Origin of the sequence: Streptomyces sp. LN549, from assembly GCF_043203805.1 — a bacterium.
GTDB lineage: Bacteria > Actinomycetota > Actinomycetes > Streptomycetales > Streptomycetaceae > Streptomyces.
Window position 1 is genome coordinate 1,820,094 of the sequence record NZ_JAZHRI010000002.1, and the last position, 26,590, is coordinate 1,846,683.

General features: G+C 69.4%; 15 protein-coding genes. 3 read left to right on the forward strand and 12 right to left on the reverse strand.

What is annotated here, in order from left to right; translation table 11 throughout:
* Nucleotides 1-83: 83 nt before the first annotated feature.
* The 4 genes from SH922_RS07985 to SH922_RS08000 all read right to left on the reverse strand — a co-directional run bounded on the left by SH922_RS07985 (nt 84) and on the right by SH922_RS08000 (nt 10,045).
* Nucleotides 84-4,391, reverse strand: coding sequence for an Eco57I restriction-modification methylase domain-containing protein (locus tag SH922_RS07985; RefSeq protein ID WP_393056388.1), 4,308 nt, complete (start codon nt 4,389-4,391; stop codon nt 84-86).
* Nucleotides 4,388-7,627 carry a DISARM system SNF2-like helicase DrmD gene (drmD, locus tag SH922_RS07990; RefSeq protein ID WP_393056390.1) on the reverse strand — a complete coding sequence of 1,080 codons (3,240 nt, stop codon included), beginning with the start codon at nt 7,625-7,627 and terminating at the stop codon, nt 4,388-4,390. Before drmD ends, SH922_RS07985 begins: the two co-directional genes overlap by 4 nt.
* Nucleotides 7,628-7,746: 119 nt before the next feature.
* A complete protein-coding gene (locus SH922_RS07995) occupies nt 7,747-9,006 on the reverse strand; it encodes a protein kinase (RefSeq protein ID WP_393056392.1) in 1,260 nt (419 codons plus the stop codon).
* Nucleotides 9,007-9,103: 97 nt separating this feature from the next.
* On the reverse strand, nt 9,104-10,045 hold the full coding sequence (locus SH922_RS08000; RefSeq protein WP_393056395.1) for a serine/threonine-protein kinase: 942 nt from the start codon (nt 10,043-10,045) through the stop codon (nt 9,104-9,106).
* A gap of 159 nt (nt 10,046-10,204) precedes the next feature.
* Here SH922_RS08000 and SH922_RS08005 point away from each other — a divergent pair, with 159 nt between their 5' ends.
* A complete protein-coding gene (locus SH922_RS08005) occupies nt 10,205-12,190 on the forward strand; it encodes an N-6 DNA methylase (protein ID WP_393056397.1) in 1,986 nt (661 codons plus the stop codon).
* Nucleotides 12,191-12,276: 86 nt separating this feature from the next.
* Here the strand turns inward: SH922_RS08005 and SH922_RS08010 are convergent, their stop codons facing one another.
* The gene (locus SH922_RS08010; RefSeq protein WP_393056399.1) at nt 12,277-13,362 is read right to left on the reverse strand and encodes a S1 family peptidase; all 1,086 of its coding nucleotides are present in this window, start codon (nt 13,360-13,362) and stop codon (nt 12,277-12,279) included.
* A 419-nt stretch (nt 13,363-13,781) separates the two neighbouring features.
* Here SH922_RS08010 and SH922_RS08015 point away from each other — a divergent pair, with 419 nt between their 5' ends.
* Nucleotides 13,782-14,657 carry an alpha/beta fold hydrolase gene (locus SH922_RS08015; RefSeq protein ID WP_393056401.1) on the forward strand — a complete coding sequence of 292 codons (876 nt, stop codon included), beginning with the start codon at nt 13,782-13,784 and terminating at the stop codon, nt 14,655-14,657.
* A gap of 52 nt (nt 14,658-14,709) precedes the next feature.
* Here SH922_RS08015 and fxsT read toward each other — a convergent pair whose 3' ends face one another.
* The 4 genes from fxsT to fxsA form a co-directional block, all read right to left on the reverse strand.
* Nucleotides 14,710-18,645, reverse strand: a complete 3,936-nt coding sequence (gene fxsT, locus SH922_RS08020) for an FxSxx-COOH system tetratricopeptide repeat protein (protein WP_393056403.1) — start codon at nt 18,643-18,645, stop codon at nt 14,710-14,712.
* Nucleotides 18,629-19,987 carry an FxsC protein gene (gene fsxC, locus SH922_RS08025; protein ID WP_393063486.1) on the reverse strand — a complete coding sequence of 453 codons (1,359 nt, stop codon included), beginning with the start codon at nt 19,985-19,987 and terminating at the stop codon, nt 18,629-18,631. Before fsxC ends, fxsT begins: the two co-directional genes overlap by 17 nt.
* 213 nt (nt 19,988-20,200) lie before the next feature.
* Nucleotides 20,201-22,450, reverse strand: coding sequence for a radical SAM/SPASM protein FxsBH, inactivated beta-hydroxylase extension form (fxsBH, locus tag SH922_RS08030; RefSeq protein ID WP_393056405.1), 2,250 nt, complete (start codon nt 22,448-22,450; stop codon nt 20,201-20,203).
* Between the two features lie 74 nt (nt 22,451-22,524).
* A complete protein-coding gene (fxsA, locus tag SH922_RS08035) occupies nt 22,525-22,692 on the reverse strand; it encodes an FxSxx-COOH cyclophane-containing RiPP peptide (protein WP_219571751.1) in 168 nt (55 codons plus the stop codon).
* 226 nt (nt 22,693-22,918) lie between these two features.
* Between fxsA and SH922_RS08040 the strand changes: the two genes are divergently transcribed.
* Nucleotides 22,919-23,845, forward strand: coding sequence for a DUF4231 domain-containing protein (locus tag SH922_RS08040; protein ID WP_393056408.1), 927 nt, complete (start codon nt 22,919-22,921; stop codon nt 23,843-23,845).
* A gap of 69 nt (nt 23,846-23,914) precedes the next feature.
* Here SH922_RS08040 and SH922_RS08045 read toward each other — a convergent pair whose 3' ends face one another.
* The 3 genes from SH922_RS08045 to SH922_RS08055 form a co-directional block, all read right to left on the reverse strand.
* Nucleotides 23,915-24,394 (reverse strand): hypothetical protein, encoded by a 480-nt coding sequence (locus tag SH922_RS08045; RefSeq protein WP_393056410.1) that lies wholly within the window; start codon nt 24,392-24,394, stop codon nt 23,915-23,917.
* 231 nt (nt 24,395-24,625) lie between these two features.
* Complete coding sequence (locus SH922_RS08050; RefSeq protein ID WP_393056412.1) at nt 24,626-25,525, reverse strand: S1 family peptidase; 900 nt, start codon at nt 25,523-25,525, stop codon at nt 24,626-24,628.
* 264 nt (nt 25,526-25,789) lie between these two features.
* Nucleotides 25,790-26,590, reverse strand: a complete 801-nt coding sequence (locus tag SH922_RS08055; RefSeq protein ID WP_393056414.1) for a DUF1684 domain-containing protein — start codon at nt 26,588-26,590, stop codon at nt 25,790-25,792.

Genomic DNA, 26,590 nt, shown 5'->3' on the forward strand with positions numbered 1-26,590 from the left:
GCCGACGAGGCGCCTTGGACGGAACAACGGGCTCGCCCGCATCAAGTAGGTGATGCGGACGAGCCCGTTGTCTTGCGGCCAGCTCAGAAGAGGGCGCCCTCGCCACCCTCACCGAAATCCGAACCGCCTCGCGCCGACAGCTGCTCCTTGCGCTTCCGGATGGCGTCGGCGGAGGGCTTCGGCATATCCGGGTGCTTGGCCGGCTTCTTGTGCAGACCGAGGTAGACCTCATCGGCATACGCCTGGTGGTTCAACTGGCGAAGCCGGTCGATGATCTCGGTCCGAGCGAGCAGCCCGATGGTATAGCGGGTGCCTTGGTCCGTCTCGTGGAAGCCGTGGTCGAGCGGGAAGGTCTCGTGGGTGGGGTCGGCGTGCGGGGTCTGCCCGGAGTCGTCCAGGAGGTCGAACCAGCCGTAAGCCTCGGCTGTAGCCCGGTCGATCTCTGCGTGGATGCGCCGGAGTTCGATGATGTCCTCGTCTTGGCAGTCAGGGTTGTGTACCAAAGCATAGGTGGCCGTCAACCCCATATTCCGAGCCAGCATCAACTCGCGACGGTAAGCGTCCAAGCGCGCGCCACATTTTCGAAGTTCAGCAGTCACCACCGGACGCACCAAAGCATCGAAAACATCAGACGGAGCGTAATTTGGAACCTTAGGCTCGGCAATGCCGCGATCGATGGCCCACCAGTAGTGAGCTGCTCCACTCAGAAATGCCAGCATCGCACTGTCGCCTGTAGCGATGATGACAGTCTTCTCAGAAAAGACCGGGCCCTTCTCTAGCAGTACGGGCATCACCAAATCACTGGACCTTGCCAGGACAATGCAGTGACTGAGTGGCGCAACAGCGCGAACCATCGCAGCCTGCTTCTCCGCATACTGCCAATACCGCTCTGGAAGGGGCTTACGTAGGACGTATTCACCCGACGCCTTCCGTCGCTGCCGCTCAGGGCGAACCTCCTTATCGATTTGTTCAAATGCCCTCGAATACCCTCGGGCGCGAGACTCAGGCCAATCATGAAAGTTGATTACCCAGCGATCGCCACGATGACACGGGTTCACGTTCAGGTCCTGACCGTTGACGTAAGGAAAGACAACCTCGGCATACTTCAGGTCCTCGCCGATCCACTCGAGAGCACGCTCACTAGGCAACGTGAAGCCCATTCCCAAAACATACGCTCCAGTGAAAGTGAGTTGACCACTTCGCACGAGACTCTCAGCCCAAGCACTTTCACGTGTCACAGGGTTCAAGTACGAGGAAATCTCACGCTCGATGGGTTTACCACCCAAGTAGCGCTTTACCCCAGGCATCAACACCCCCCGACTCGCACCTACAATGCAATACTTCAAGGAAGCTGAATTTGTCGGCCACATCGCGCTCTTGACGCCCAGCCTGATTGTCGTTCCTGAAGCAACAATCTGATCTAGCCCCACTTGCCGCGAGTCTCCCTGCACCAAAGTATTGGTTGCGATGATCCCCATTTGCCCACTCTTGTTGAGCAGATCGTTAACACGGAGAGAGAAATACGCCACAAGGTCAGCGTGGCCTCGCACACCAGCCGCAATGTGATCCACAATGTATTCGCGGTATGCCTCCCCCAAGGAGGCGGTGAGTTTCTTCCCCCCCAAAAATGGCGGATTCCCCACCACCGCATCAAACCCGCCCCCCACCGAAAACACCTCCGGAAACACCAACGGCCAATGCACCGGTCGCCGCTCCATACCCCCCGCCGGCAGCTCCGCCCCCAGCCACTCCTCCGCCGTCGCCCGCGCCTCCCGCACGATCTCCGAGTCGTCCTCGACACCCTCCGCGAAGAGCTTCTCCACGAGCCACGCCGCCTGCGGGAACAGGTCCCTGACCCGGTCGCCGCCATCCGGCGCGTACCACTCCACCCGCCCCGACGCGCAAGTCGCCAGCGCCGCACCCGCGATCAGATCGCCCACCAACCGCAGGCGCCGCGAGTGCCGGTTGACGTCCTCCAGCCGCTCCCGCTTCTGCTGGAGCGCGGGCAGGTCCACGCCCTTGATCGCGGTGATCGCCAGGCGTTCGCGCGTCAGCTCGTCGATCAGCGACGCGGCTTCGTGGACCAGCACGTCGCTCTGCGCCTTCGGCTTCATGTGCACCGACTGCAACTGCTCCATGCTGTGCACGCCCAGCAGCGAGTCCCCCGCCACCAGCCGGTCGTCCAGGAACGTGAACGGCCGCGTCGGGTCCATCGACACCAGCCACAGCGACAGCTTCGCCATCTCCACGGCCATCGGGTTGATGTCCACCCCGTACAGGCAGTGCTCGATGATTTCGCGGCGGGACTCCACCACCACCGGGTCCTGCTCCGCGTCCGCGGCCGTCACCGCGTCGACGGCCCGGCCGGCCCGGTATGTCATCGCGTCCGTGCGGCCCTCGTTCTCCCAGGCCTCGATCAGACGGTCGCCCAGGTAGCGGCAGGCGGCCACCAGGAACGCCGCCGAGCCCATCGCGATGTCCGCGACCTTCAGCTTCAGGATCTGCTCGGGCGACTTCAGCCGCCACTGCCCCGCGTCCGCCGTCTGCAGCGGGCCCGGCTCGTACACCAGCGGCTCCAGTGCGTGCCGGACGACGTCCTCCGCCAGGAACCTGGGCGTGTAGTGCGTGCCCGTGTTCTTCCGGAGCGAGGACTCCGTGACGTACAGCGATCCGTTCGGGATGACCATCGGCAGGTCACGGAGGTCGCGTCGCAGGATGCCGAAGAACGGCAGCAGGCGCTCGCTCAGCGAGACCTCCTTCGTCACCGCGTTCAGCTGCCGGCGGGCCTCCACCTCGTCCTTCGCCGGAGCCAGCAGCTTTTCCAGCCGCGAAGCACTCGCCGGAGGCTTCGGGTCCTTCCACTTCTCGTGGATGGCCTTGGCCAGGGCAGCGACCGAACCGCCCGACTTCGCCGCCAGCTGCTCCAACTCCCTCAGCGGCACCTCGTGTTCGAGACCCTCCGGGCCGATCAGCCCCACCATGTCCTCGACCGCGCGCTCGCCGCCGTACGAGAGCAGGCCCTCGTACACGTAACCGATCTGCTCCACGTCCAGGGCGCGGAAGCTCAGCGTGCGGACTTCCGCGTTCTTGCCGGTGCCGACGCGGACCTCCTGCACCGACTGGAGCATGTGCAGAACCGTGCGGTCGTCGATCGGGAGGAGCGGGGTGGTGAGCTCCAGCCAGGCGTACGTGTCGGGCGCGAAGATCGAGCCGTCGTACGCGGGGAGGTGCAGCTCGGGGTGGTCCACGCCGCCGTGCACCGCGTGGAAGAGAGCGATGAGGCGGTGCCAGGCGGAGGTGGTGTGTTCGAGGGCGCTCTCGCCCTCCTCGTCTGCGCGGGCCTTGAGTTCGGAGCGCAGGAAGCGGGCCGAGTACGCCGTCGCGTACACCTCGTTGTCCGAGGGGAGCAGGCCGCGTTCCTCCGCGTACAGGAGGAAGACGATGCGCATCATGACGGCGACCGCGCCCCGGTAGATCTCACCGGCGGCCACACCGGAAGCGTGCAGCCCGGGGGCTCCCGCGTCCATCGCCCGTACGTCCGCCCGCCCTATGGCGTCGACGAGGAGCTCCACGGCCTGGCGGACCTGGATACCGAGCGCTTCGGTGACGTCCTCGCCGGCGGCCAGGCTTGCCTTGAGCAGGCCGACGAGCGTCTCGGCGTCCTCGTACTCGAAGAAGCGGCGGCGGCGCAGAAGGGAGACGAAGGCGCGGACAACGTTGCGTTCGGCGGCTTCGTTCCAGCCGATCGTGTCGAAGACCGCCGTCGTCGTGACGCCGCCGAGGGGGGCCCAGACCAGGCACCACCAACGGCCGTCGGTGACGAGGCCGAGCGGGATGTCGTGGTGGCGCAGCAGGCGGGCCAGGCGGTCCGCCGGGGCTGCCGCCCAGTCGCCGCCGGCGGCGGCGCGCGAGGTGGGGACGGTCCCCGAGGGGACGGTCATGCCGAGGACGCGGACGCGCTTCGCGGCCGAGGCCGTGTCGGGTTCGGCGGCGAGGTCGGTGCCCGGTTCGGCGAGGGCGAAGTCGGGGCGGAGGACCGCGCCGTGTTCGGGGACGTGGAGGGTGAGGCGGTCGAGGGCGATGTCCTCGTCCTCGCCCCGGCGGAGTGTGAGCGCGTCGCCCCAGCCGAGGAGAGAGCGCAGGACGTACGCGACCCACTCGTCGCGGCCCGCCGTGGTGTCGTTCTGCCAGTCCGCGTGGCGGGCCCGCAGGCGGGCGCGTTCGTCCTTCTCCAGGGCGTCGAGCTGGGGCCAGGCCTGTCGCAGGACCGGCATGGTGAGGAAGGGGCCCGAGACCTCGGTGAGGTCCAGCCATTCCTGGTGTTGGCGGCGGCCGTCGAGCGCCTGCGCCTTGGCTGCGGCGAGACCACGGGAGACGGGACGGGGACTCATCGGCGGGCTTCCTTTGCGGGGATCACGAAGACGACGGCTACGGGGAAGAGGTGGTCGCGCGGGTCGCGGTAGCGGGCGGTGATCGCGGCGAGTTCCCGCTCGCGTTCGGCGGGGATGCCGTCGAGGCGTTGCTGCCAGCGGGCACGGTCGTCGTCGTACTGGCGGCGTTCGGCGGCGGTGATGTCGTGCCGGCTGAAGAGTGCGTACTGCTCGCCCGTGCCGTCCCCCTCCTCCTTGAGCTTGGCCTGCAGAGTCGCCTCGAAGCGGCCGAGGGTCGCCATGATGCGGTCCTCTTCCTGCTTGCGGCGGTCGGCGAGGGCCTTGACCAGGCTGTCGCCTCGTTCGCGGGCGCGGGCCTTGAGGGAGGTGTTCAGCGGGGTGGCGAGCTTCTCCCAGGCCGTGGTGAGTTCCTGCCTGAGGTGCGGAGCCGCCTCGGTGCCTTCGGTGAGGGCCTTCGCGAGGGCGTCGCCCTGGGTACGAACGGACTCCCAGCGGCGGAAGCGGCCCGTGTCGCCGAACCAGCCGCCCGCGTGGATGACCTCCTCGTGCAGCCGGGTGCCGTCGTTGCCGACGAGGACGTACCGGGCGTAGGCCGAGACGAGCGTGGTCGTGATCGCCGGGTCGTCGCTGACGACTGCGGTGACGCGGTGCAGGCCGACGGAGTCCGCGTTCCAGACCGCCGCGGTCAACAGGCGTGTGGACAGCGCGACGAGGGGGTGCTTGAGGTGGGTGAGGACGACGTCATCACGGCCCCGGGCGGCGACGGCCGCGTCGAAGGTGATGGGGCGCTGCTCGTCCTCACGGAGCTTGTGGGCGAGACCGCGGCTCGCTCGTTCCCAGGTGCCCGAGAGAGGCGGGACCTCGTACAGGTCGCCCGGGTCGAAGTCCTCGGCGAGGGTGCGGTCGGGGGCCAGGGGCGGCTGGTGGTCGAGGGCGAGGGCGGTGTCGACGACGCGCTTGATGTTGGCCGGGGTGAGGCCGAGCGTGGAGACGGTCTCGTCGTACTGGTCGGCGAGACGCTTGGACTGGGCGGTGACGTTCTGCTCGGGAGCGACCTCACCACCGGTGCGGCGGCCCTGGATGGTGCGGGGCTTGGCATTGTCGATGTCGACGGGCATGGTGTCGCCGGTCATGCGGCGCTGGACGGCCTCGGCGATGACCGCGTTCACGGAGCCGAGGTCCTGTTCCATGCGAGCGACCTTCTTCGCCACGCGGGACAGGAACTCCAGGTCCGCTTCGTACGATCCGGCCTGGGCCTGCTGCCAGCCGGAGCCGATGAAGTGGGAGATCTCCGGGTCGTGGCGCTGGCCCCAGCGGTCGATGCGGCCGATGCGCTGTTCGAGCTTGTTGGGGTTGAACGGGATGTCGTAGTTGATCAGCCGGTGACAGTGGTTCTGGAGGTCGATGCCCTCGCCGGCCGCGTCGGTGGCGAGCAGGATGCGGACCGCGCCCTCGTCGGTGGCCGGGTCGGCCTGGAAACCGAGGCGGATGTGCTCGCGGTCCTCGGTGCTGAGGCCGCCGTGCAGGACGGCGGTGCGGCCGTCGTCGGTGAGCTTCTCCTGACGGAGCAGGGTGACGAGCCAGTCCAGGGTGTCCCGGTACTCCGTGAAGACGACGATGCGCTCGTTCGTCCAGTGCTTGCCGTCGGCGGTGCGGCAGACGGCCTTGAGGGTACGCAGGAGAACGGCCGCCTTGGAGTCGGCGTCGGCCTCGTGGGTGACCGCCCAGCGCTCCATCCGCTGGAGCAGGTCGAGCTCCTGGTTGTCCTCGGCGGGGGTCAGGGAGGTGGAGCGGGTGAGGGCGGCGTCCTCTGCGTCGACGAGCCCGAGGTCGTCCAGGTCGGCGACCATGTCCGCGAAGTCGTCGAGCCAGTCCGGGACTTCGGCCGCCGCGATGCGCGTACGGGTGCCGGTGTCCTCCAGGTGGGAGAGGTACACGTGGACCGTGCGGAGGAAGGCGGCCGGGGAGGAGAAGAGTCGCTTCTTCAGCAGCAGGGTCACCAGGTCGGCGGCACGGCGGCCGCCCTTGGCGGTCGGGACGAGCTTCTTGCGGCGCAGGTCCGCGAACGAGCTGAGCAGGCCGTGGATCTCGCGCTCGGCGTCCGTGTAGTCGACCGGGAGTTGTTCGGTCCTGCGGGCACGGAAGCGAGGTGTGCCGTCGGCGTTGGTGACCGTTGCCTTGAGGCGACGTACGACGGTGTCCTTCAGCGCGTCCTTGTCGGGGTCCATGCCGCGGGCGAAACGCTGGTCGTCGATGAGTTCGAGGAGCGCGGTGTAGGACTCGGGGTAGCCGTTGTGCGGGGTGGCGGAGAGGAAGAGGCGGTGCTCGAAGTGCGGGACGAGGCGGCGGATCAGCTTCGTCTGCTGGGAGTCGACCGCGTAGACCTGCTTGGGGGCGGACGGGGCGACGTGGTGGGCCTCGTCGAGGACCAGCAGGTCGAAGAACCGCTTGTGGTCGCCGTCGCGGCTCTCCTCGGGGGTGCCGATGACCTCGTCGAGGAGGCGCTGGGCCTTGGTGCCGCGCAGCCAGGGCAGGGACACGATGGTCAGGGGGTGTACGCGGAAAGGGTTGGCCGCGGTGCCGTGGGTGCGGCGGAGCCGGGCGCAGTGCTCGGAGTTGACGACGGTGAAGTCGAGGCCGAACTTCTCCGCCATCTCGTCGCGCCACTTCAGGGTGAGCCCGGCGGGACAGACGACCATGATGCGGCGGGCGCGGCCGCGCAGCAGCAGCTCCTGGGCGACGAGGCCGGCCTCGACGGTCTTTCCAAGACCGACGTCATCGGCGAGCAGCAGGTTGACGCGAGGCGCGCCGACCGCACGGGAGACCGGTTCCAGCTGGTAGGGCTCGACGGCCACCCCCGAGCGGAAAGGGGCCTGGAGCGTCTTGGAGTCGGCGGAGGCGACGGCGGACCAGCGAACGGCGTCGAGGAACGCGGCGAGACGGGACGGCGGGTCGTACTGGCCGGTGGAGGCGTCGGGGAGGGAGCCGGCGGGCAGGACGCGGCGGCCGGGCTCGACTTCCCAGATGACCGAGAGTGTGTCGCCGAAGCGGCCATCGGCCACGGACTGGAGGTGAACGAGGGTGGCGGGCCTGCGGGTGTCGTCGTCGCCCTGGGGCGGGGACGGCTCGACGCGGGCGACCACCCACGACTGACCGCGTACCTCGACGAGCTTTCCCTCTTCGGGAAGCTCCTGCGCCCCGGTCCGCTCGCTCCCGCGCTGGGCTGTTGACGTCATCGGCGCTGTTTCCCCTCGATATCTCCGGCGGCCATCCGCGGACAAGGACCCCTGTCTCCCATCCGAGCGGCACGTCGCAGCTTAACATGTCGTAATTACTGTGAACAGAGATTACAAAGTCAAGTGCGCGGCATGCGATCGAGTCGCCTGAGGAGAGCACGCGAACGCCCTCGGCGCGGGTCGTCCTGAGCCGGTGCGCGCTCCTCGTCATCGGCCAGCCGGCGCAGCCGTTCCGCCGCACGACGCCGCTCCCCCGCGCGCACCAGGAGCACCGCGATCTCGTAGCGCGTGTCCAGCACTCCGGGATCGGCCGGCCCCAGCAGGCTGCGCTGTTCCGCAAGTACGGACATGAGCTCGTCCAGCGCCTCCCGGGTACGGCCGAGCGCCCCGTCACACAGGGCGGTACCGACCCGGGCCGCGAGGACATCGGCCGGACCGAGGCCTGGGGCCGCGAGCAGGTCCCGGTACTCCTCAAGCGCGGGAGCCGGGTGGCCCGATCGGCGCAGGGCCTCGATCTCGGCCAGCCGCGGATGAACGAGTGCAGCCGCGGCCGGTGCGGGAGCCCAGGCCGCGAGAAGCGCGCACACCTCTGCCGCTGAGCCGGGCCTGTTCTGCGGTTCCTTCTCCAGCAGCCCTTCCACCAGCTTCCGCAGTCCCGGGGGAACGCCGGGCCGAAGCCCTTCGAGTGGGGGCACGGGATCATTCGCATGCTGGTGGTACAGCATGAAGAGGCCGCCCTCCGTGAACGGCGGTTTCCCGGCGAGCAGTTCGTACAGGACGCAGCCGAGTGAGTAGAGGTCACTCGCCGGGACGGTCTTGCCGACCGCCTGCTCGGGTGCCATGTAGATCACCGTCCCGGGCGTGGCATTGGCCGCGGTGAAGCGCGTCTCGCCCGGGCGGGGTTCCAGGGCGGCCGCGACGCCGAAGTCCAGCACCTTGACCTCACCGGCGGGCGTGATCATCAGATTGGAGGGCTTGAGGTCGCGATGAACGACGCCTTGGCCGTGGGCATAGGCCAGCACGTCGGCGACGGTCCGGGCGACGGCGGCGGCCCGCTCGACAGCCAGGCCGCCCTCTTCCTCGATCACCGCGTCCAGGGCGCGGCCCGGTACGCGCTCCATCACCAGGTACAGCTCACCGTCCTGGCTGCCGTGGTCGTACACCTCCGGAATGCCGGGGTGACTCAGGCGGGCGGTGAGCCTCGCCTCGCGCAGGAACCGGCGTTCCAGGGTGGAGAGCTCGGAGCCGTACCCCCGGGGAACGAGCAGCTTGACGGCCACCTCCCGGCCGTCCGCGGGGTCGAGCGCCGCCCAGACGACGCCCATGCCTCCCCGGCCCAGCTCGTGAGTGAGCTCGTACCGCCCAAGGCTTCGCCGCATCGCGCCCGTCCCCAGTTCCGGCGCCGACAGCGCCTGTCGCACCCCTACGACCGGAGCAGTGCGGCGCACCCGATCGGCGGCAACATCCTCTCACCGATCACAGGGGACGCGGCCCCTGCGGAACATGGAAGGGGCGGCGGGGATCCTCGGCAGGGCCACGGCGGGAGGCCCGGTCCGGGTCGGGGCTCGGAAGGTAGGGAGCGAGGGCCACGTACACCTCGGCGGCTGAAGCCGGGCGGTCATCCGGATCCTTGGCAAGCAGCGCGGTGATGAGCTCCTGCAGAGGGCCCGGAACATCCACGCCTGATGTCGCAGCCGACGGCGGGGGCTCGCCGAGGTGGCAGGAGACCAGTCGCGCCGGCTGGTCGGTCGCGAAGGGGGGTGCACCGGTGAGCATGTGGTGCAGGAGACAGCCCACCGCGTAGAGGTCGCTGCGGCCGTCGAGGGTACCGCTGCCGGACAGCAGCTCGGGAGAGGCGCAGAGGATGTTGCCGATCCCCTCCCCGGTCATGGTCAGGCGCGGGTCCACGTCCGCCAGCAGCTTGACGAGTCCGAAGTCCAGGATCTTGACGATCCCGTCGCTCCGGACCATGACGTTCTGGGTCTTGAGGTCCCGGTGGACCAGTCCGGCAGCGTGAACGGCGGACAGCCCGGAGCACAGCTGTGCGGCCACAGCCGCCGCCGTGGGTACGTCGAAGCGTTCGTCCTCCTGCTGGTCGAAGAGGTAGTCCAGGGTGGTCCCGTCGACCAGTTGCATCACGAGGCAGCAGGTCTCCTCGGTGACCGAGGCGTCGTACACGGTGGTGACGTTGGGGTGGTCGAGGCGGGCCGCCGCTCGGGCCTCCCGCCCGAAGCGCGCCAGGGCCTCGTCACGCCCGCGCTCCACGGCCATCAGCTCGGACACGATGGTCTTCACCGCCACGGGGCGGTCCAGGCGCAGATCGCTCCCCTGCCACACCTGGCCCATCACGCCCCGCCCGAGCACGGACTCCAGTCGGTACCGATCGTGCAGCACCATTCCCGGCGCGAACGTCTGCATATCTCCCACCCTCCACATGATTCACACACTGATGACACAAGCCGAGCCTGTGAACAAAGTCAATGTGCGTAGTAGCCTGCCAGAACAGCGGTTGCCGCTGGGAATGCCGACCCACAGGCCGGACAGGCCAGAGCCCGCCCCTCACCCGGAGAGCCTTCGATGAGCACAACCACCCCCGTACCCGTCAGCCTCGCCGAGATCGCCCGGATCGCCGGGGTGGGCCGTGCGGCGGTGAGCAACTGGCGCCGCCGTCACGATTCGTTCCCCTCCCGCATCGGCGGCACGGACGTCAGCCCGCAGTTCTCCCTGTCCGAGGTCGAGCAGTGGCTGCGCAGCAAGGGAAAGCTGTCGGACGCCGGGGCTCGCGAGTTCCTGTGGCCGCGGTTCGAGGCGCTGGGCAGTCGTGATGAATCGGGCCTCACGATCGCCGAGGCCGCGCGCCGGATGCGTGCACCCCGGGCCCGGTCCACCGCATCGGCGCTGTCCGACGAAGCCCGGAGCCTGGTCGTGGACGCCGCCCGTCTGGGACGCAGCGAGGGGCAGCGCGAGACGTTCGAGTTCCTGTTGCAGCGCTGGCTGGACACCCATGTGCGCCAGCTCAGCACCACGCCTCCCCAACTGGCCCGGCTGATGGCCCGGATCGCGCTCGACAGCCGGCTCGGCGACGGGGAAGGCGGGCTCACGGTCTTCGATCCGGCCTGCGGCACGGGGCATCTGGTCGCGGCGGCCGCCGAGGAGTACGACGGCCCCGGACTGACCCTGCTGGGGTGTGAGCGTGACCCCGCCCTGGCCGCGCTCGCCTCCGCGCGACTGGACTTCGCGACCGAGGGCCGGGAGGTCCGTACCGAGATCGAATCCGTCGACGCCCTGCGTGCGGACCCTTTCCCCGGGCTGAGGGCGGACATCGCCCTGTGCAACCCGCCGTTCAACGAGCGCGACTGGGGCTACGAGGAACTGGCAACCGATCAGCGCTGGACCCACGGTCTGCCGCCTCGCACCGAGCCCGAACTGGCCTGGGTCCAGCATCTGCTCGCCCATCTCAGGCCCGGCGGCACCGCTGTGATCGTGCTTCCTCCAGCCGTCGCCTCCCGCAAGGCCGGGCGCCGTATCCGGGGATCGCTGTTGCGTACCGGAATGCTGCGGGCCGTCGTGGCCCTGCCGCCCGGCTGCGCGCAGCCACACAGCGTTTCGCTCCAGCTGTGGGTCCTTCGGGCAGCTCCTGACGGACCTGTCGCAGGTCCCGTCGCGCAGGACGCCCTACTCGTCGACGCGACACGTTCGGCGAGACCGGTGATGCGTGAGCAGGGGCCCGACTGGGCGGCCCTCACCGACTTCGTCCGCTCGGCGGTCTCACAGCTCGACGGTCCGGCGGACGGGCTGCCCGAAGGCGCCGTTCGGGTTTCTCTGCTCGACCTGCTCGACGACGAGGTGGACGTCACCCCGGGCCGGTACACCGGGTCCGGATCCGAACCGTCCAGGGTCGAGCTGACCGCTTCGTGGGGGGAACTGGCGGGGTCCCTCGACGAGCTGGGCGAGCTGGTGAGCCGCCTTTCGAAGCTGGCCCTGACAAGCTCCGAGCCGCAGACCACCGCCACAGTGGGGGACCTCGTCAAGGCCGGCGCCCTCACCCTGGGGACGGGGCAGCAGCCAGCGGACGCCACGGATGCCGGGCCCGGGGCCCGTCTGCCCCTGCTCACCGTGGCGGATCTGCTCACGGACGGCGTGCCTACCGGACGGGTTGACGCGAGTGCCCCGCACACGGTGGTGAGCGAGGGCGACGTGATCGTCGCCGGGGTGGTGCGTGCATTCAAGGCTTGGGTGCACCAAGGCGAACCCGTTGCACTGGGACCGCAGTTGTACGTCCTGCGCGTCGCCCCGGAGAAGGTGGACCCCCACTTCCTCGCCGGGTGCCTGCGCGCGCCCATGAACGGCCGGCAGGCAGGCACCCACGCCTCCAGCTCGTCCCGGGTCGACGTCCGCCGCCTTCTCGTGCTCCAGCTGCCCCTTGAGGAGCAGGCGGTCTACGCCGACGCCTTCCGTCGCCTCACTGCGTTCGAGTCCCTGTTGCACCGGACGACCGGTATCGGCCGCGGCTTGGTGGACGATGTGCGCGACCGACTGGCGGCAGGCGGGCTGACGACCTGACGGAGACAGAGCGGGACCGGATTCAGCGCGACACGGCGCATGGCCCCCAGCTGCGCCGGGGGCCATGCGTCACCGCACCGAAACCGTCACCCGATCTCCGCCCCGAACGCCGCCAGCGCCTCCGGCACCGGCTGGAAGAACGTCTCGCCGCCCGAGGAGCAGTCGCCGCTGCCGCCCGAGGTCAGCCCGATCGCCGTGTCACCGGCGAAGAGCGAGCCGCCGCTGTCGCCGGGCTCGGCGCAGACCGTGGTCTGGATGAGCCCGTTGACGATGTCGCCGTTGCCGTAGTTGACCGTGGCGTCCAGCCCGGTCACCTCGCCGTCGTGCACCTGGGTGGTGGAGCCGCTGCGCGTCACCGTCATCCCGACGGTCGCCTCGCCCGCCTTGGTGATCGGCTGGGCGGAGCCGTTGTAGAGGTCGACCTCGCTGGGGTGCGCGGTGTCGGAGGTGTACTTCACCAGGCCGTAGTCGTTGTCGGGGAACGACGAGCCCGCGTTCGTACCGATCTCCGCGCCGCCCTGGGAGTCCGACCAGCTGGAGATCGCCTCGGTGCAGTGCCCGGCGGTCAGGAAGTAGGGTTCGCCGTCCTTGACCACGTTGAAGCCGAGCGAGCAGCGCCCGCCGTTGCCCCAGATCGCGTCGCCGCCCGCGATGAACGGTTTGAACTCCCCTGCTGACCTCTTGAGCTCGGCCTTTCCGCCCAGCCCCTCGACCACCGAGCTGAGCTTCTGCCAGGCAGCGCCCTTGACCGTGCGGTCGGCGGTGACGACCACCTTGTTGCTGACCGGGTCGACCGCCCAGGAGGTGCCGGGGATCGTGGCCTTGCCGGTCAGGGTCTGCCGGGCCGACTTCAGCTCGGCAAGCGAGTTCTGCACGACTCTGGCCTTGCCGCCCGCCTGCCGGACCTGCTCGGCGGCAGCCTCGTCGACCACGTTCATCACGAGGTTCTTGGCGGAGGCGTCGTAATACGCGCCGGCCGCGTCGGCGCCCAGGTCCTTGCCCAGACCGGTGGCGAGCTTTCCGGCCGCCACCGCGTCGAGTGTCCGCGCGGTGAACTGCGGTACGTCGTCACTCGCATTCGCACTCTGGAACGTCACTCCCGCTGCAACCAGGGCGACCACGGCCGAACCGGCCAGCACTGCGCGCTTCCTGGACATGCGTCGATGCTTCAACTTCGACCTCCTGTGGGGCCGCGCACGGATGATGTGGGGTCGCCCGTACGCGGAGGATGGGGCGCCCACTATTCCGACCGCCCAGATAGCACACAAGGCCGACTTCAGGACGCACACACGACCACACCGGTTCGGTCGTGTCACATTCACTTACCGGTGGTCAGGCCTTGTCGATTCCTTCTGCGAACACCCGGTGCAACCACCGGGTCGGCAGCGGGTGAGGACTAGTCCTGTCCGGTATTCGCCCCCGCGGATCCGATTCCCGGCGCATCCCCGGGGCACCCGTACCGGTCCGCTGCCCCGGAGCCTCCCAGATTCTCCCCACGCGCCATCCCGAGATCGCCTCTGATGGGTCATCATCGGATGGTGCGGGGATAGCCGGGCACGTCGTGCCCGCAGGAATCGCGAGGAGGCACGGAGTGCGCAGTCGGGTGCGCGTGGCCGACGGGCGGCAACTGGTGGTGGAACGCCTGGGGGACCCTCGCGGCAGACCGGTCTTCCTGCTGCACGGGATGCCCGGCAGCAGGCTCGGTCCGGCGCCGCGGGGCATGGTGCTGTACCAGCGCAAGACACAGCTGATCACCTACGACAGGCCGGGATACGGCGACTCCGACCGGCTGCCCGGCCGTAGTGTCGCCGACGCGGTCCAGGACGTACGGGCCATCGCGGACCACATGGGACTCGACCGGTTCGCCGTGGTGGGCCGGTCCGGTGGCGCGTCACACGCCCTGGCCTGCGCCGCGCTGATGCCCGAGCGGGTCACTCGTACCGCCGCCCTGGTCGGGCTGGCCCCCCGGGACGCCGAGGGCCTCGACTGGTTCGAGGGGATGGCCCCCTCCAACGTACTGGCGTACACCACGGCGAGGTCCGATCCGGACGGGCTCGCGCAGTCGTTCATCTCACGGTCCGCGGTGATCAGGAAGAATCCGGTGCAGCTGATCGACGACCTGCGCCGGGAGCTGACCAACTCCGACCGGATGGTGGTCAACGACGCCGGCGTCCGCACCATGCTGTTGCGCAACTACCGTGAGGGGCTGCGCACTTCGGCATACGGATGGATCGACGACGCGCTCGCGTTCAGTCACCCGTGGGGCTTCGATCCTGCCGACATCACCGGTCCGGTGCTGCTGTGGCACGGCGAGAAGGACGTGTTCTCACCGGTCGGGCACACCCGCTGGCTGGCGAGCCGGATCCCGGGCGCCACCGTCGTGGTGGAACCGGCCGCCGCGCATTTCGACGCACTGCACGCGCTCCCCCGCATCCTCAACTGGCTGCTGGACACCTCCGAGGACTGAGGAGCGGGTACGGGGAGCGTCCGGCGCCGGCCGGACGCTCCCCGTACCGGACTCACACCGCCTGCGGTTCCAGTTCGCGCTGGAACCGGCGCTCGTCCCGGGCGATCCGGGTGAGCGGATGGTCGTCACCGAGCTGCCGGGACAGCTCCTCGACCGTCTCCATCCTGACCTGGAGCGCCTCGTCCTTGCGCCCCATCGCGTCGAGCGTGACCGCCATGTTCGACTTCATGGCCAGCGTCTCCGGATGGTGTGCGCCCAGTACGTCACGGAACTGCACGGCCAGCTCCCGCTCGGTCTTCAGCACCAGGTCGAGATCGCCCCGCTCTGCCGTGGCATTGGCCAGGTTCATCACGCTGAACAGCGTGTTGGGGTGTGCCCGCCCGTACACCTCGCGCATCGCGGCAACCACCCGGGTCAGCACCTGTTCGGCCTCCTCGGCCGCACCGGTCCCCCAGAGATAGACACCCAGATTGTTCAGCGCCGCCAGTGTGTACGGGTGCTTCTCCCCCGGCACCTTCACATACTGGTCGACGACCTCCTGGGCTGCGTTCCGGGCCTCGGTCGCCTCCCCGGCCGCGAACAGGTCGGCCGCCAGGTTGAGGTCGCAGGCCAGCGACTCCGGGTTGGCGGAGGTGTACTTGGCCCGGTACCGGGCCCGCGTCGCCACCGTGAGCCGGCGGGCGTCCTCCAGCCTGCCTGCCCGGCGCAGCGAGACCGCCAGGCTCTTGGCCGCGCTGAGTGTGCCGGGGAAGGACCGGCCGAGGGTGGCCTTGTAGCTGTCGTACGTACGGCTGAGAATGCCGACCGAGTCCTCGTACCGTCCGACGTCCCGCAGGTCGCGGGCCAGGTTCATGGCCGAGGAGAGGCTGTACGGGTGCTCCTCACCGAGCACCTCGCGGCGCCGGTCGAAGACGTCCTGGTCGATCTCGCGGGCCTTTGCGTACTGGCCGATGGACCGGAGGGTGAACGCCAGGTTGTTGGCCGCGGCCAGGGCCCTGGGGTGTGAGTCGTGGAAGATCTGGTTGAACCCGTCGGTGGCCTCGGTCGCCAGCTCGATCGCCCTGGTGTACTCGCCGAGCGTGCCGAGGTCGGTGGCCAGGCTGCTGGTGCTCATGTACGTGTGCGGATGCTCCGGTCCCAGCACCTCCCGCTGCGTCGCCAGGGTGATCTCGTCGAGCTCCATGGCCTCCACGTAACGGCCGCGCGAGCGGTAGATGTTGGACAGGTGGAAGCAGAGGTAGAGGTACTGGATGTCCCGCTCCCCCAGCGTCTCGCGCCAGATGTCGCGCAGCTCCTCGCAGAGCGTGGTGGCCGTCCTGAAGTCACCGCGCTTCCACAGGTAGCGCACCCGGTCGATCAGGAGCCTGCGGGCCTCGGGCTCCTTGCAGTTGCGGGCGTCCGACGGACCCAGGTGCGGCCATATCGAGGCGAACTGCGGCCAGTTGGCCGGGTTGTCGATCGGCTCGTCGTCATCGGGCCGGGCACCCGCCAGGATGCGGTGGACGGCGTGCCGGGCGTCCCGCTGCTCCTCCTCGGTGAGCTGGGCCCGGATGACGGCCTGGACGAGCCGGTGTACCTGGATGGAGTTGGAGACCTGGTCGACCTTGGCGAGGGCGAACCGGCCGATCTCCCGGATGACCCGGCCCAGTACCAGCTTCTCCTGGAGCGAGGCGTCGTAGGGCTTCAGCGCCTCGATCATCTCCTTGCTGTACAGCAGGTTCCCCGAGATCGGCTCGGGGGCGAAGAAGGCGCACAGCTGGAGCAGCCGCACCGCGGCGGGCGAGCGCTCCTTGAGACGCTGGATGGAGATGTTCCAGGTCGCGGCGACCGGCTCGGGGTATCCGGCCGGCTGGTTGAGCGCCAGGACCTCCGGGGCCTGCTGGGCCAGCTGTTCCAGATAGGTGTCGATCGGGGTGGCGGTCTCCGCGATCCAGGCCGCGGCCTGTTCGACGGCGAGCGGCAGGTCACCCACCGCGGTGGCCACCTGGGCGGCGTCCTCGTCGCTCAGCCCCGGAGCCCGGCGCTGGAGGTGCTCGATGGACTCCTCGCGCAGGAAGACGTCGACCGGCAGTGCGTCGCCGTGCTGGGACCAGGCCTGGTTGCGGGAGGTGACAAGGATGTGCCCGGAGCCGCCCTGCGGGAAGTAGCGACGGAGCCGCTCGGGGTCGTCGGCGTTGTCGAAGACCAGCAGCCAGCGGTCCGAGGGCACACCGCGGCGCAGCAGGTCGACGGCCTCCTGGGAGGCGGCGGCCATGTCGTCGCCGCCCTGGGCGCCCAGCCGGACGGCGAGTTCGGCGAGCCCGGCGACCACGTCGTCGGTCTGTTCGGACGATATCCACCAGACCAGGTCGTAGTCGGCCATGAACCGGTGCACGTACTCCAGGGCGACCTGCGTCTTGCCGACGCCGCCGAGTCCGTACAGGGTCTGCGGCTGCGGCAGCACGACGGCCATGCCGCCGCCGAGCTGGTCGCGCATCCGCTCCAGGACCATTGAGCGGCCGGTGAAGCCGGGGTTGCGCGGTGGTGCGTTCCAGATCCGGGGGACGGTGCCGGGGAAGCGCGGTCCGGGCGAGACCGCGTCGGTGAGCTGTACGGGCCGGTCCAGGGCGCGTAACAGGGCGGCGGTGGCGTGCACCTCGTCGAGCCGGAACAGGTCGACGGGGTTGCGGTCGATGTAGGCAGCGGACAGCCGTACGTCACCGACCCTGAGGGGCAGCAGATGACGCCGCCCGCCGCCCGGGTCCTCGGTGACTGCCCGGTCCCAGAGGCTCACCGCGCGCTGCGACTTGAGGTACGCGCTGGAGAGGAGCACCACGGTACGGACCGCGTTCTCCGCGGCGCCGGCCGTCACTTCCTGGGGCCCCCGCTCGGCGGACACGTCGCGGGGCACTACGCGGAAGCCCGCCCGGGTGAGGACGGACTCGATCCAGTCGGCCCACATCCGGTTCTCCGCCACATAGCTGAGGAAGAGATCGGCGGGCAGCGCGGGCCTGCGCCGGGTGAACGCGTCACGGATGCGCAGCCGCACCTCCTCCCCGACCGGGGGCATCGAGGTGACCTGCTGGTCCGTGATGACGGAGGTGAGCCGTTCGAAGGCGGAGAGGAGGGAGTTGGTGAGCCCCGCCTCGTCCCCGAAGGTGGCCAGCGTCTCCTCGTACGCGTAGTAGGGACGGTACGGAATCTCCACCGCGCCCCAGTAGGCGGTGAGTTCGTCCCCCGACAGGTCGCGCGGCAGCCGGTCGAACTTCAGCCGGGCCAGGGCCCGGCCGGCGTCCGCCTTCTCCTTCTCGCCCTCGTCGATCCGCATCGGGACGGGGAAGATGGAGATGGGACGGCCGGTGTACCGCTCGGAGATCTGCCGGGCGACCGAGGCGGCGCCGTCGATGGACTGGTCGCTGAGGGTGAAGCAGTCGACGAGCACGTCGGGCAGGTGAACGGTGCAGATGTCGGCGATGTCGCTGAGGCCGGTACGGCTGTCGATGAGGACGTAGTCGTAGTTGGCCTTCATGTCGTCGCGCAGGGCGTCGAAGAAGTGGCCGCCGCCGAGCCGGTCGTAGAAGTTGTCCCAGTCGAAGGTGGAGACGGTCGCGGAGTATTCGCGGTTCTGCCGTCCGGCGGAGACGAAATCGAGCGTTCCGCCCTGCGGGAACTCCCAGCCGAGCGCCTCGGGCGTGAGCGAGACCGCGTGCGGCTGGATCCGCGCGTACTCCCGGTGCCAGTCGTCGGCCCGCTGCACCGGGCTGGTCGCGGCCCAGGCGTACTCGGTGATCAGGTCGATGACACCGGTGGTGGCGCCGAGGGTCGAGGGGTCGAGGAACGGGTGGAAGAACCGGTGGAGTCCGGGGGCCTCCAGATCCCAGTCGACAGCCAGTACCCGATTGCCGTTGGCGGCGAGAATCCAGGCCGTGTTCGCCAGGGCCATGGTGCGCCCGGTACCGCCCTTGTACGAGTAGAAGGTGACGATGCGTCCGTCACGACTGGCCGTCATCCGTGTCCTCCGCATCCGTCGCAGCGTCATGTGTCCGGGGGATGTACTGGGTCTGCGCCATCGGTCCCATCAAGCGCGTCCGTTCAGTGGGTCCTCCGCCGCCGGTGGCGGGCAGATAGACAGCCGCGTGTCTCAGGTACTGCTGGGCGGCCACCTCGACCACCTGCGGCAGGATCTGGCCGAAGGCCTCCATGCTCGGTACGCCCTTGGCGGCGGCGCGGCAGTAGGCCCGGCCCTGGCGCATCTTGGTCGGCATGGTCTGTTCGAGCTTGGCGGCCAGTTCGGCCTCCGCGGCTCTGCTCTCGTGGTCGTCGCGGTTCCACGGCACCACCATCGTCACCCAGGGTCGGTGCTCCGCGTCGAAGGCGGCGAGCCGTCTGCACCGGTCCTCGTCCTGGAGCGCCCAGCGGTCGACGAGGAGGATCTCCGGTGTGGTGGGCTGTTTTCCGACCGGCAGGCCGGCCTCCTCGTCGAAGGAGGCGATGGTGGCCTGGTAGTTGAGGGAGCGCACCAGGTCCTCGGCGACATAGGCCAGGGGCCGTGCGGCGTCCGGGTGGTAGGGGTTCCAGTCCTGCGGGTTGTCGCCGTAGTAGTCGGCGTTGCGCCCCTCCGGCAGGTCGTGGCGGGTGGCGGCGGCGATGGTCACCTGCATGGGCCGGGGGCCGCCGGCGGCCCCGCTGCTCGGTGAGCCGAAGGCACTGGGTGCGAGCCTGTAGTCGACCGGGCGGCCGGTGCCGATCCGTACGGTGTCGGCGACGCTGACGATGCGTTTGGCGAGCTCGTACACCGCACGCTCGTACTCCTCGTTGAAGAGTTTGAGCTTGATCAGCCCGTACAGTCCGTCACTGACGTAACGGTCCCCGAAATCACGGTGGTTGAACTGTAATCGCTCGGCCGGCCCGGGCAGCTGGCTGGGCGGCACCGGCACCCAGAGCGCCGGGACGATCGCCTCGGCGGGCTGGTTGGAGCGGGCCCGGTAGTGGATGGCGCGCTGGGCGAAGGCGTACCACTCCTTGCCGCACATCTCGCTGGCGAAGTAGCGCGGCGAGAACAGCGGTACGAACACCCGGCAGGTGGCGAGCACCTCGCCGAGCCGTTCCGACCAGCCCTCGCCGGAACGTATCTCGCGGTCGATGAAGCCCGCGGGGGCACCCGCGGGCAGATCGGTCATGGCCATCACATGGCCACAGAGATCCTGGAAGAGCCGCTCGACCCACATATCGGGGTCCGTGCCACCGCCGTACCCCGGTGTGTGAGCGTAACTCAAGAAGAAGTACGGCCGATGGTCCGCCGCTCGCTGCTGCGTCGTCGCGTGCACACGACCCCCGTCCTGTGTGAGCACCCGCACCCGAGGAGTGAAGAGAATGCGAGCGAATTCATCATTCCGGAGCGGACCTTGCTCCACCCCCATGACGTTCGGTCAATCAACGCCACTTTTCAGTCATCTGTTCCCAGGCCCTGTCGATCACGCCTCTGCGCAGATGCGGTCTGAGGCTGTTCCTCCCGGTTGTCCCGAGTCCGCGATCACCCTCCCCCTCGAACCGGAATTCTTGATTCAGAATTCTTTTCGCATCAGAGCCAGCATTCGTTTCCCGCCGACGGTGAGTTCGGCCGCCCCTTCGAGCGTGTCGAGCGCCTGCGCCACTCCGTCCCGGTACCGGGAATCGAATGCCGCGAGCGCCAGCCGTTCATGAACGTCGGCCAGCATCCGGGAAAACGGAACCAATTCTTCCTGCCAGGGCATTCGATGTTCCCAGGAGCCGTCCGCCGCGTAAAGATCCGTGACGTCCACAAGTGCCCGGAATCTCGCCCGACGCACGCCGCGCAGCAGCGTGAGCGCCAGCGTGCCGGCGTCCTCGTCCGCCCCGATGCCGAGCGCGCCGTATCCGTGCCGCCCCACCGCGGGCTCGCCCGGCGCCAGGCCGGTGAGCGGGGTGAAGGTGATTGGGCCGTCGGTGCACCCCGCGCCGTGTGCAGGAGCCCGCTCCTCGATCAGCGCCCAGGCCTCGGTGAGCGCGGCACCCAGACGGCCGGCCCCCGCCGCGTCCAGCGTGGGGGCGGCGGCGGGTGCGCCGAAGCAGTCCCGGTGCGGGTCGAGATCGTCGATCACGAAGCCGTGGCCCGGGAGCGGGCCGCCCGGCAGGGCGAACGCGCGCACCGGCAGCCAGCCGGGCTCGGCCTCGGCGGACCGCCGGATCTGCCGCTCCGCCGATCCGGCGGCGGGGCCGGCCAGGAACCCGTCCCCGGCCGCGCGCACCAGCACGGTGCCGCGCTCCCCCGGCCCGGCGACCGTCAGCCGGCCGAGGGTGGGCAGGACGAGCCCGCCGTCCCGGTAGGGCACCGGCACCCGCAGATCGAGGCCGGCCCGCACGGCGGCGGCGGCCAGAAGGGTCTGCAGTCCGTCCGCGGCCGCGGAAGCCGCCTCCGGCCGGGCCTCGTGCAGGGCGTCCAGCGCGTCGAGCAGCCAGGTACGCGTGTACGGATGGGTGAGTACGCCGTCCAGCCCCCGGGCCCCTTCCTCCGAGCCCTCCAGCACGGCCGCCAGCTCCCACGCCGCCGCCCACCGCTCGCCGCCGCGGCCGTCCAGGTCCGCGTGCAGCCGGGCGAGCAGGGTGCGGGTGAGGTCCTCCTGGGCCGCGAGCAGTTCGACCGGAGCGGCCACCGCCGGCGCCACGGTGTCCGCGGGCGTACGAGCCTCGATGCCGCGCACCAGGGCGGCGAGGTCATTGCAGTACACGGACGGGTTGTCGAATCCTTCTCCGCCGGCCGCGGAGCTGTAGCGATGGGTGTACAAACCTCCCCCGCACGAACGTACGACGGGGCAGCGGCGGCACGTCTCGCTGACGCCCTCCAGGCCGAGCTGCCTGGCCCGCACCCCGGGGTGCGCCGCGACCTCGTCGAAGGCGTTCGCGAAGACGTCGAATCCGGTGGCCGCCGCGCCCTCGTAGGCGCTCTTCAGTGAATCGACCTGCTCCAGCCGGCCGTCCGTCTCGACGACGACGAGGTCGGTCGGCGCGAGGCCCAGCGACTCGGTGAGGCTGGGGCCGCCGTTGATGGTGGAGGCGACCGAGGAGAAGATCCGCACCGGCACCGGACGCCCCTGCTCCTGCCAGCGGTCGAAGACCGCGAGGAGCCAGTCGGCGTAGGCGGTGGGCGACCCGTCCGGCCGCGGCGGCGGATCGTCCCAGGTGGCGTGCGGAAGCAGGAAGTCGATGAGCGGCGGTTCGAGCTCCGTGAGCGCGTCGAGGACCGCGACCGGGTCGTTCGCGATGTCGATGGTGCACAGGAGGCCGAGGTTGAGATGGCGGTAGCGCTCCTGCCGGAGCAGTTCGACGGCCTTGAGCACCAGGGGGTGACTGCTGCGCCCGTCGGCGAAGCGGCGATGCCGGTCGTTGGCCGCGCGGTCGCCGTCGAGGGAGATACCCACCTTGACGTCGTACTCGCTGAAGAGGTCGAGATAGCGCGGGCTGAGCTGCAGACCGTTGGTATGGATCCGGAGATCGAGCGCGGCGACGCCGTCGAAGGCGGAGGTGAGCTCTTCGCAGATGCGCCGCAGCCGTGCGGGGCCCGCCAGCAGAGGCTCCCCTCCGTGCAGGATTACTGACACGGAGGGCAGTGCATGTGTCTTGGCATGCTCAGCCAGGCGCTGAGCAGTCCGGAAGATGACTTCGTCAGAGATTGTTTTCGGACGGGTTCGCCAGCTCTGATCGGCATGTTCGTAGACATAGCAATGGTCACAGGCAAGATCACACCTGCTGTGAACCTTGAGGACTACTTCACGGAAAGGGACCAGGGGTCCTGTCATTCCACCAGTCTAGCCAGCGCGGAAGGGTGATCCGGCAGACCGGCCGTTCCGGAGGACTGATCCTTGATGCAGGATCAGAGGGAGGAGTTGAAGGTGGATGCCTGGCTGGGGCGACCGGCGGAGGCGACATGCACCCGACCGAGCTTCCTGGCTGCTTCGCCACCACGCGCGTCGATCGCGGCGAGCGGCACACGGCTCTTCTTCGCAACGGCGAAGGAGAGGGAGGATTCAGTGGTCTTCACGGCCGTCCTTGAGGGGATTCGTTCCGATGGAATGGTTCCGGACAGGAAACCAGCGTTGGTACCTGCACCATTGCAGTGTCCGGCGGCACGACTTTACTCTCATGACCTCGGTTGGCAACTGAGGACGCCCACTTGGAACAAGAGCGTCACATGGGTCCGGCCGCGATCAAGCGGAACTATGACTTCCGCCATCGGAGTGATGACATAACCGCAGACGGGAGTGAACATGACGGCGATTCCCGGACCACTGCAGAGCATGGTCTTCAGGAACGCTGATCTGCCGGAGCTCTTTCACCACACGGACGCCATCGCGGTCGCCCGCCAGCGGGAGTCGGTGAATACGACCCGATGGCAGCTCATCCTGCTGGTTGCGGGCACGGTCCCGGCCGCACTGCCCTGGCGCACGGAGGTTGGCGGCACGCTCCAACTCACCGACAGCGCAGCTGTGTTGGCCTACCTCGGCGTCCTGGTCACCGCATACCTCACATCCCGGCGGAAAGCGAAGTCGCACTGGCAGCTCAATCGCTCCGCGGCAGAGTTCATCAAATCGATGTGCTGGCGCTACTCCGTGCATGGCTCACCTTTCGATACCGGCACCCAGCACCCCGAAGCGGTTTTCGCCAACCGGCTCGAAGAGGGGCTGCAGGAGCTCCGCAAGGTGGGCTGGTCCGACCCCCGGGACCGGACGGCCGATTCCGGCGGACTCATCACCGATTCCATGCGCGCATTACGGGACAAGGCATTCACCGTACGCAAGGAGACCTATGTGCGTGACCGGCTGATCGAACAGCGGAGCTGGTATCGCAGGCGACAGGAGGTGTCCCGGCGGGCCACCCTGGTCTGGTCGACCACCATCGCCGGGCTGACGGCGCTCGCCCTGGTCCTAGCCCTCCTCAGGGCGTTCTCGGTCGGCCAGTCCTTCGCGCTGACCGGGGTGCTCTCCGCGGCTGCCGCCGCCTGTCTCGCCTGGAGCGAGATGCGCCGACACCATCCGCTGATCTCGGCCCACTCCCTGGTGGAGAAGGATCTGGAGTCGATGCAGATAGCGATGGAGACCACGCTGAACGAGCGCCAGTGGCCGCGAGCCGTGTTCGAGACCGAGCGCGTCGTCTCCCCCCAGCACACCGACTGGCTCGCCCGGCACCAGATGTGACGACCCCGGCACCCGGCTCGGTGACGGGCAGGTCGCACGCGCGCGGCCTGCCACGCCCCTGACGTCCGGTCAGCTCCGCTCGACCCCGTCGCGCCAGATCACGGTGACCGGGCGGCCGAGCTCGCGGGCGTACGTCACGATGTCCCCCGTGCCGCCGAGGCCGCGGGCGGGCCGGCCGTCCCATACGGCGATCAGCCGGTCGCAGTGGTCGGCGATGTAGGCGCCGGCCGCGTAGTACGCCTCGTCGGTGGAGTGCGGGTAGTCCAGTCTGACCTCCCGCACGGCGCGGGCCTTGAGGGCCCGGTAGCGGGCCAGTTCGGCTCCGTCGGCGAAGCACTCCTCGTAGTCGCCGCTGGGGATGACCACGGTCAGCTGGGCGCCGTGGGCGAGGGCGAGGTCCGCGAAGAGCTGGTCCGCTCCGACGGCCAGACTGGACAGCGCCTCCACCGAGCCGTCGAATCCGCGGAACGCCGCTCGCATCGACGCCAGCACATGGTCATGGACTTCCTGCGGAATGCTGCGGTGACCGGTCACTCCGATGCGTTTCACGGACCTGGAACCCCCTGGGGTGTCTGCCGGGGGTTCCCGGAGGGCGTCCCCCCGGAAGGCGCAGCGTCCGCCCCCGTTGCTCCTGCGTGACCGTCCTGTGTCACATCCTCTCAAAAGCCGCGGCCTCAGCGGGAGCCCCCGCCCGTAATTACGGGCGGGGGCTCGGCGTGTTCGACATGCGCTTTCGAGGGACGGGCCGGTTCCGGGGGACAGATCCGGCCACCCCGCGGATCAGTAGACGCTGACGCCGTACGCGCTGAGCGCCTCGGTGACCGGCTGGAAGAACGTCGTACCACCGGAGCTGCAGTTGCCACTGCCGCCCGAGGTGAGTCCGATCGCCTTGGAGCCGGAGTAGAGCGGACCGCCGGAGTCGCCGGGCTCCGCGCAGACGTTCGTCTTGATCATGCCGTAGACGATGTCGCCGCTGCCGTAGTTGACCGTGGCGTTGAGCGCCGAGACGGTGCCGCTGTGGATGCCGGTGGTGGAACCGCGGCGGGTGACGGACATCCCGACCGTGGCGTTGGCCGCGCTGGTGATGTCGACACTGCCCACGGTGCCCTCGTGGCTGACCGCGGCGTTGTCGTAGCGCACCAGACCGTAGTCGTTGGTCGGGAAGCTGGACCCGACCGTCGGGCCGATGTAGGTGGTGTTCGATGAGTTGGTGTACCAGGGCGGGTTGCCGTCGGTGCAGTGACCGGCGGTCAGGAAGTAGTACGTGCTGCCGCTGCGGACGTTGAAGCCGAGGGAGCAGCGCCAGCCGGGTGCGTAGATGGCGTCACCGCCGGAGAGCAGTTTGCTGAACTTCCCGGAAGTGCGCTCGATGCGCAGGGCGCCCGCGTTGGCGCCGGCGGAGTCCTTGATCTGCTGGATCTCCGCAGCTGAGACCGTGCTGTCGGCCGTGACCACGAGCTTCTTCGTCACGGGGTCGACGTTCCAGGCCGTACCGGCCACGTCGGCACCGAGGACGGCGTCGCTCGCGGCGGAGAGCTGGTTCGCGCTGTACGTTTCGCTGGAGCTTGCCTGTGCGCTGGGGACGGCGAGTGCGGCAACCGCCACGAGACCCGCAGCGATGGCGACGGCCCTGCTGCGTCTCGCGGCAGTGCTGAGGGGGGTGGTGCGCTTGATCCTCACTTGTTTCCTCCCGAGGGGAGTCGGGGGTCCGCCCGTGGGGTGGTCGGACCCGTGAGGCGCAGTCATGGGCGCGGCCATCCGTCCGCATTTCGGATGTGCCGTGCCCCTGACAAGCGCTGCTCGGGAGTATTCAAGGCGTCAACTTCTTGCGCAAGGGCGCCTTTTGGCCTGAGCTTCCCGGATCCCGGACGTTCCCGCGCATGCGTCCGGCCCCGGCGCAGGAGGCTCAGCCGGGGCCGGACACGGTCGGACGCAGGCGCCGGTTCAGCCGTCGGTCCGGCTGCGCTCCCCCGCCTCGACGGCGACGGCGAGGGTGTTGCCGGGCGGCGGGAAGGGGCAGATGAAGTGATCGGCGAAGGCGCAGGGCGGCAGCAGCGCACGATTGAGGTCCACCGTCACCGATCCGTCGTCGGCCGGGGCGGCGGGCCGCAGGAACCGGAAGCGGTAACTGGTGTCCCCGCTGGTGGTGTCGGCGAATACCGCCCAGAGCGAGCCGTCGTTCTCGACGGCGACCTGGAGGGTGTGCCCGGCGCCGTCCAGCTCGAAGGCGATCTCCCCGCCGAGCCCGAGCCCGCGCTCCACACCGTCGGCGTTCTCGACCCGGACGGTGCGGGAGGTGCCGTACGCGCGGAAGCGGCCCGGCACGGCCCAGCGCGGGTCGTACGGTGTGGCCTCGATGGCCCGGAAGGCGCGCCGTGCCGCGGAGTCCGGGTCGAAGTCCCGTACCGCCCACATGCCTTCGCGGCTCAGCAGGACGAGGCGGCGCTCTCCGTGCGCCACCCGGGAACCGTCGATCGGGCCACGGTCGGCACCGAGCCGGACCTGGCCGGTGAAGGGCTTCCCGTCGACACTCAGGCCGTCCTCGGGGCCGGCGGTGAGCACCACCTCCTCGCCGTCCTCCCGCCAGTGGCCCGGGACGGCCGGAATTCGCCCTTCCGGGTAGTCGGAGAGCCAGTGGGTGCCGGTGAGGGAGAGCGGCCCGTACGGTGCGGCGACCGTGGCGGTCCGCTCCTGGTGCCAGTGGTTCCAGTCCCGTGCTGCCTGCTGCTGTGCGTCCGTGCTCAT

Bases quoted from the DNA above. Each gene is read 5' to 3' on its own strand.
- SH922_RS07985 (WP_393056388.1), bottom strand. From the start codon at position 4,391: ATGAGTCCCCGTCCCGTCTCCCGTGGTCTCGCCGCAGCCAAGGCGCAG.
- drmD (WP_393056390.1), bottom strand. From the start codon at position 7,627: ATGACGTCAACAGCCCAGCGCGGGAGCGAGCGGACCGGGGCGCAGGAG.
- SH922_RS07995 (WP_393056392.1), bottom strand. From the start codon at position 9,006: ATGCGGCGAAGCCTTGGGCGGTACGAGCTCACTCACGAGCTGGGCCGG.
- SH922_RS08000 (WP_393056395.1), bottom strand. From the start codon at position 10,045: ATGCAGACGTTCGCGCCGGGAATGGTGCTGCACGATCGGTACCGACTG.
- SH922_RS08005 (WP_393056397.1), top strand. From the start codon at position 10,205: ATGAGCACAACCACCCCCGTACCCGTCAGCCTCGCCGAGATCGCCCGG.
- fxsT (WP_393056403.1), bottom strand. From the start codon at position 18,645: ATGACGGCCAGTCGTGACGGACGCATCGTCACCTTCTACTCGTACAAG.
- fxsBH (WP_393056405.1), bottom strand. From the start codon at position 22,450: ATGACAGGACCCCTGGTCCCTTTCCGTGAAGTAGTCCTCAAGGTTCAC.
- SH922_RS08040 (WP_393056408.1), top strand. From the start codon at position 22,919: ATGACGGCGATTCCCGGACCACTGCAGAGCATGGTCTTCAGGAACGCT.
- SH922_RS08055 (WP_393056414.1), bottom strand. From the start codon at position 26,590: ATGAGCACGGACGCACAGCAGCAGGCAGCACGGGACTGGAACCACTGG.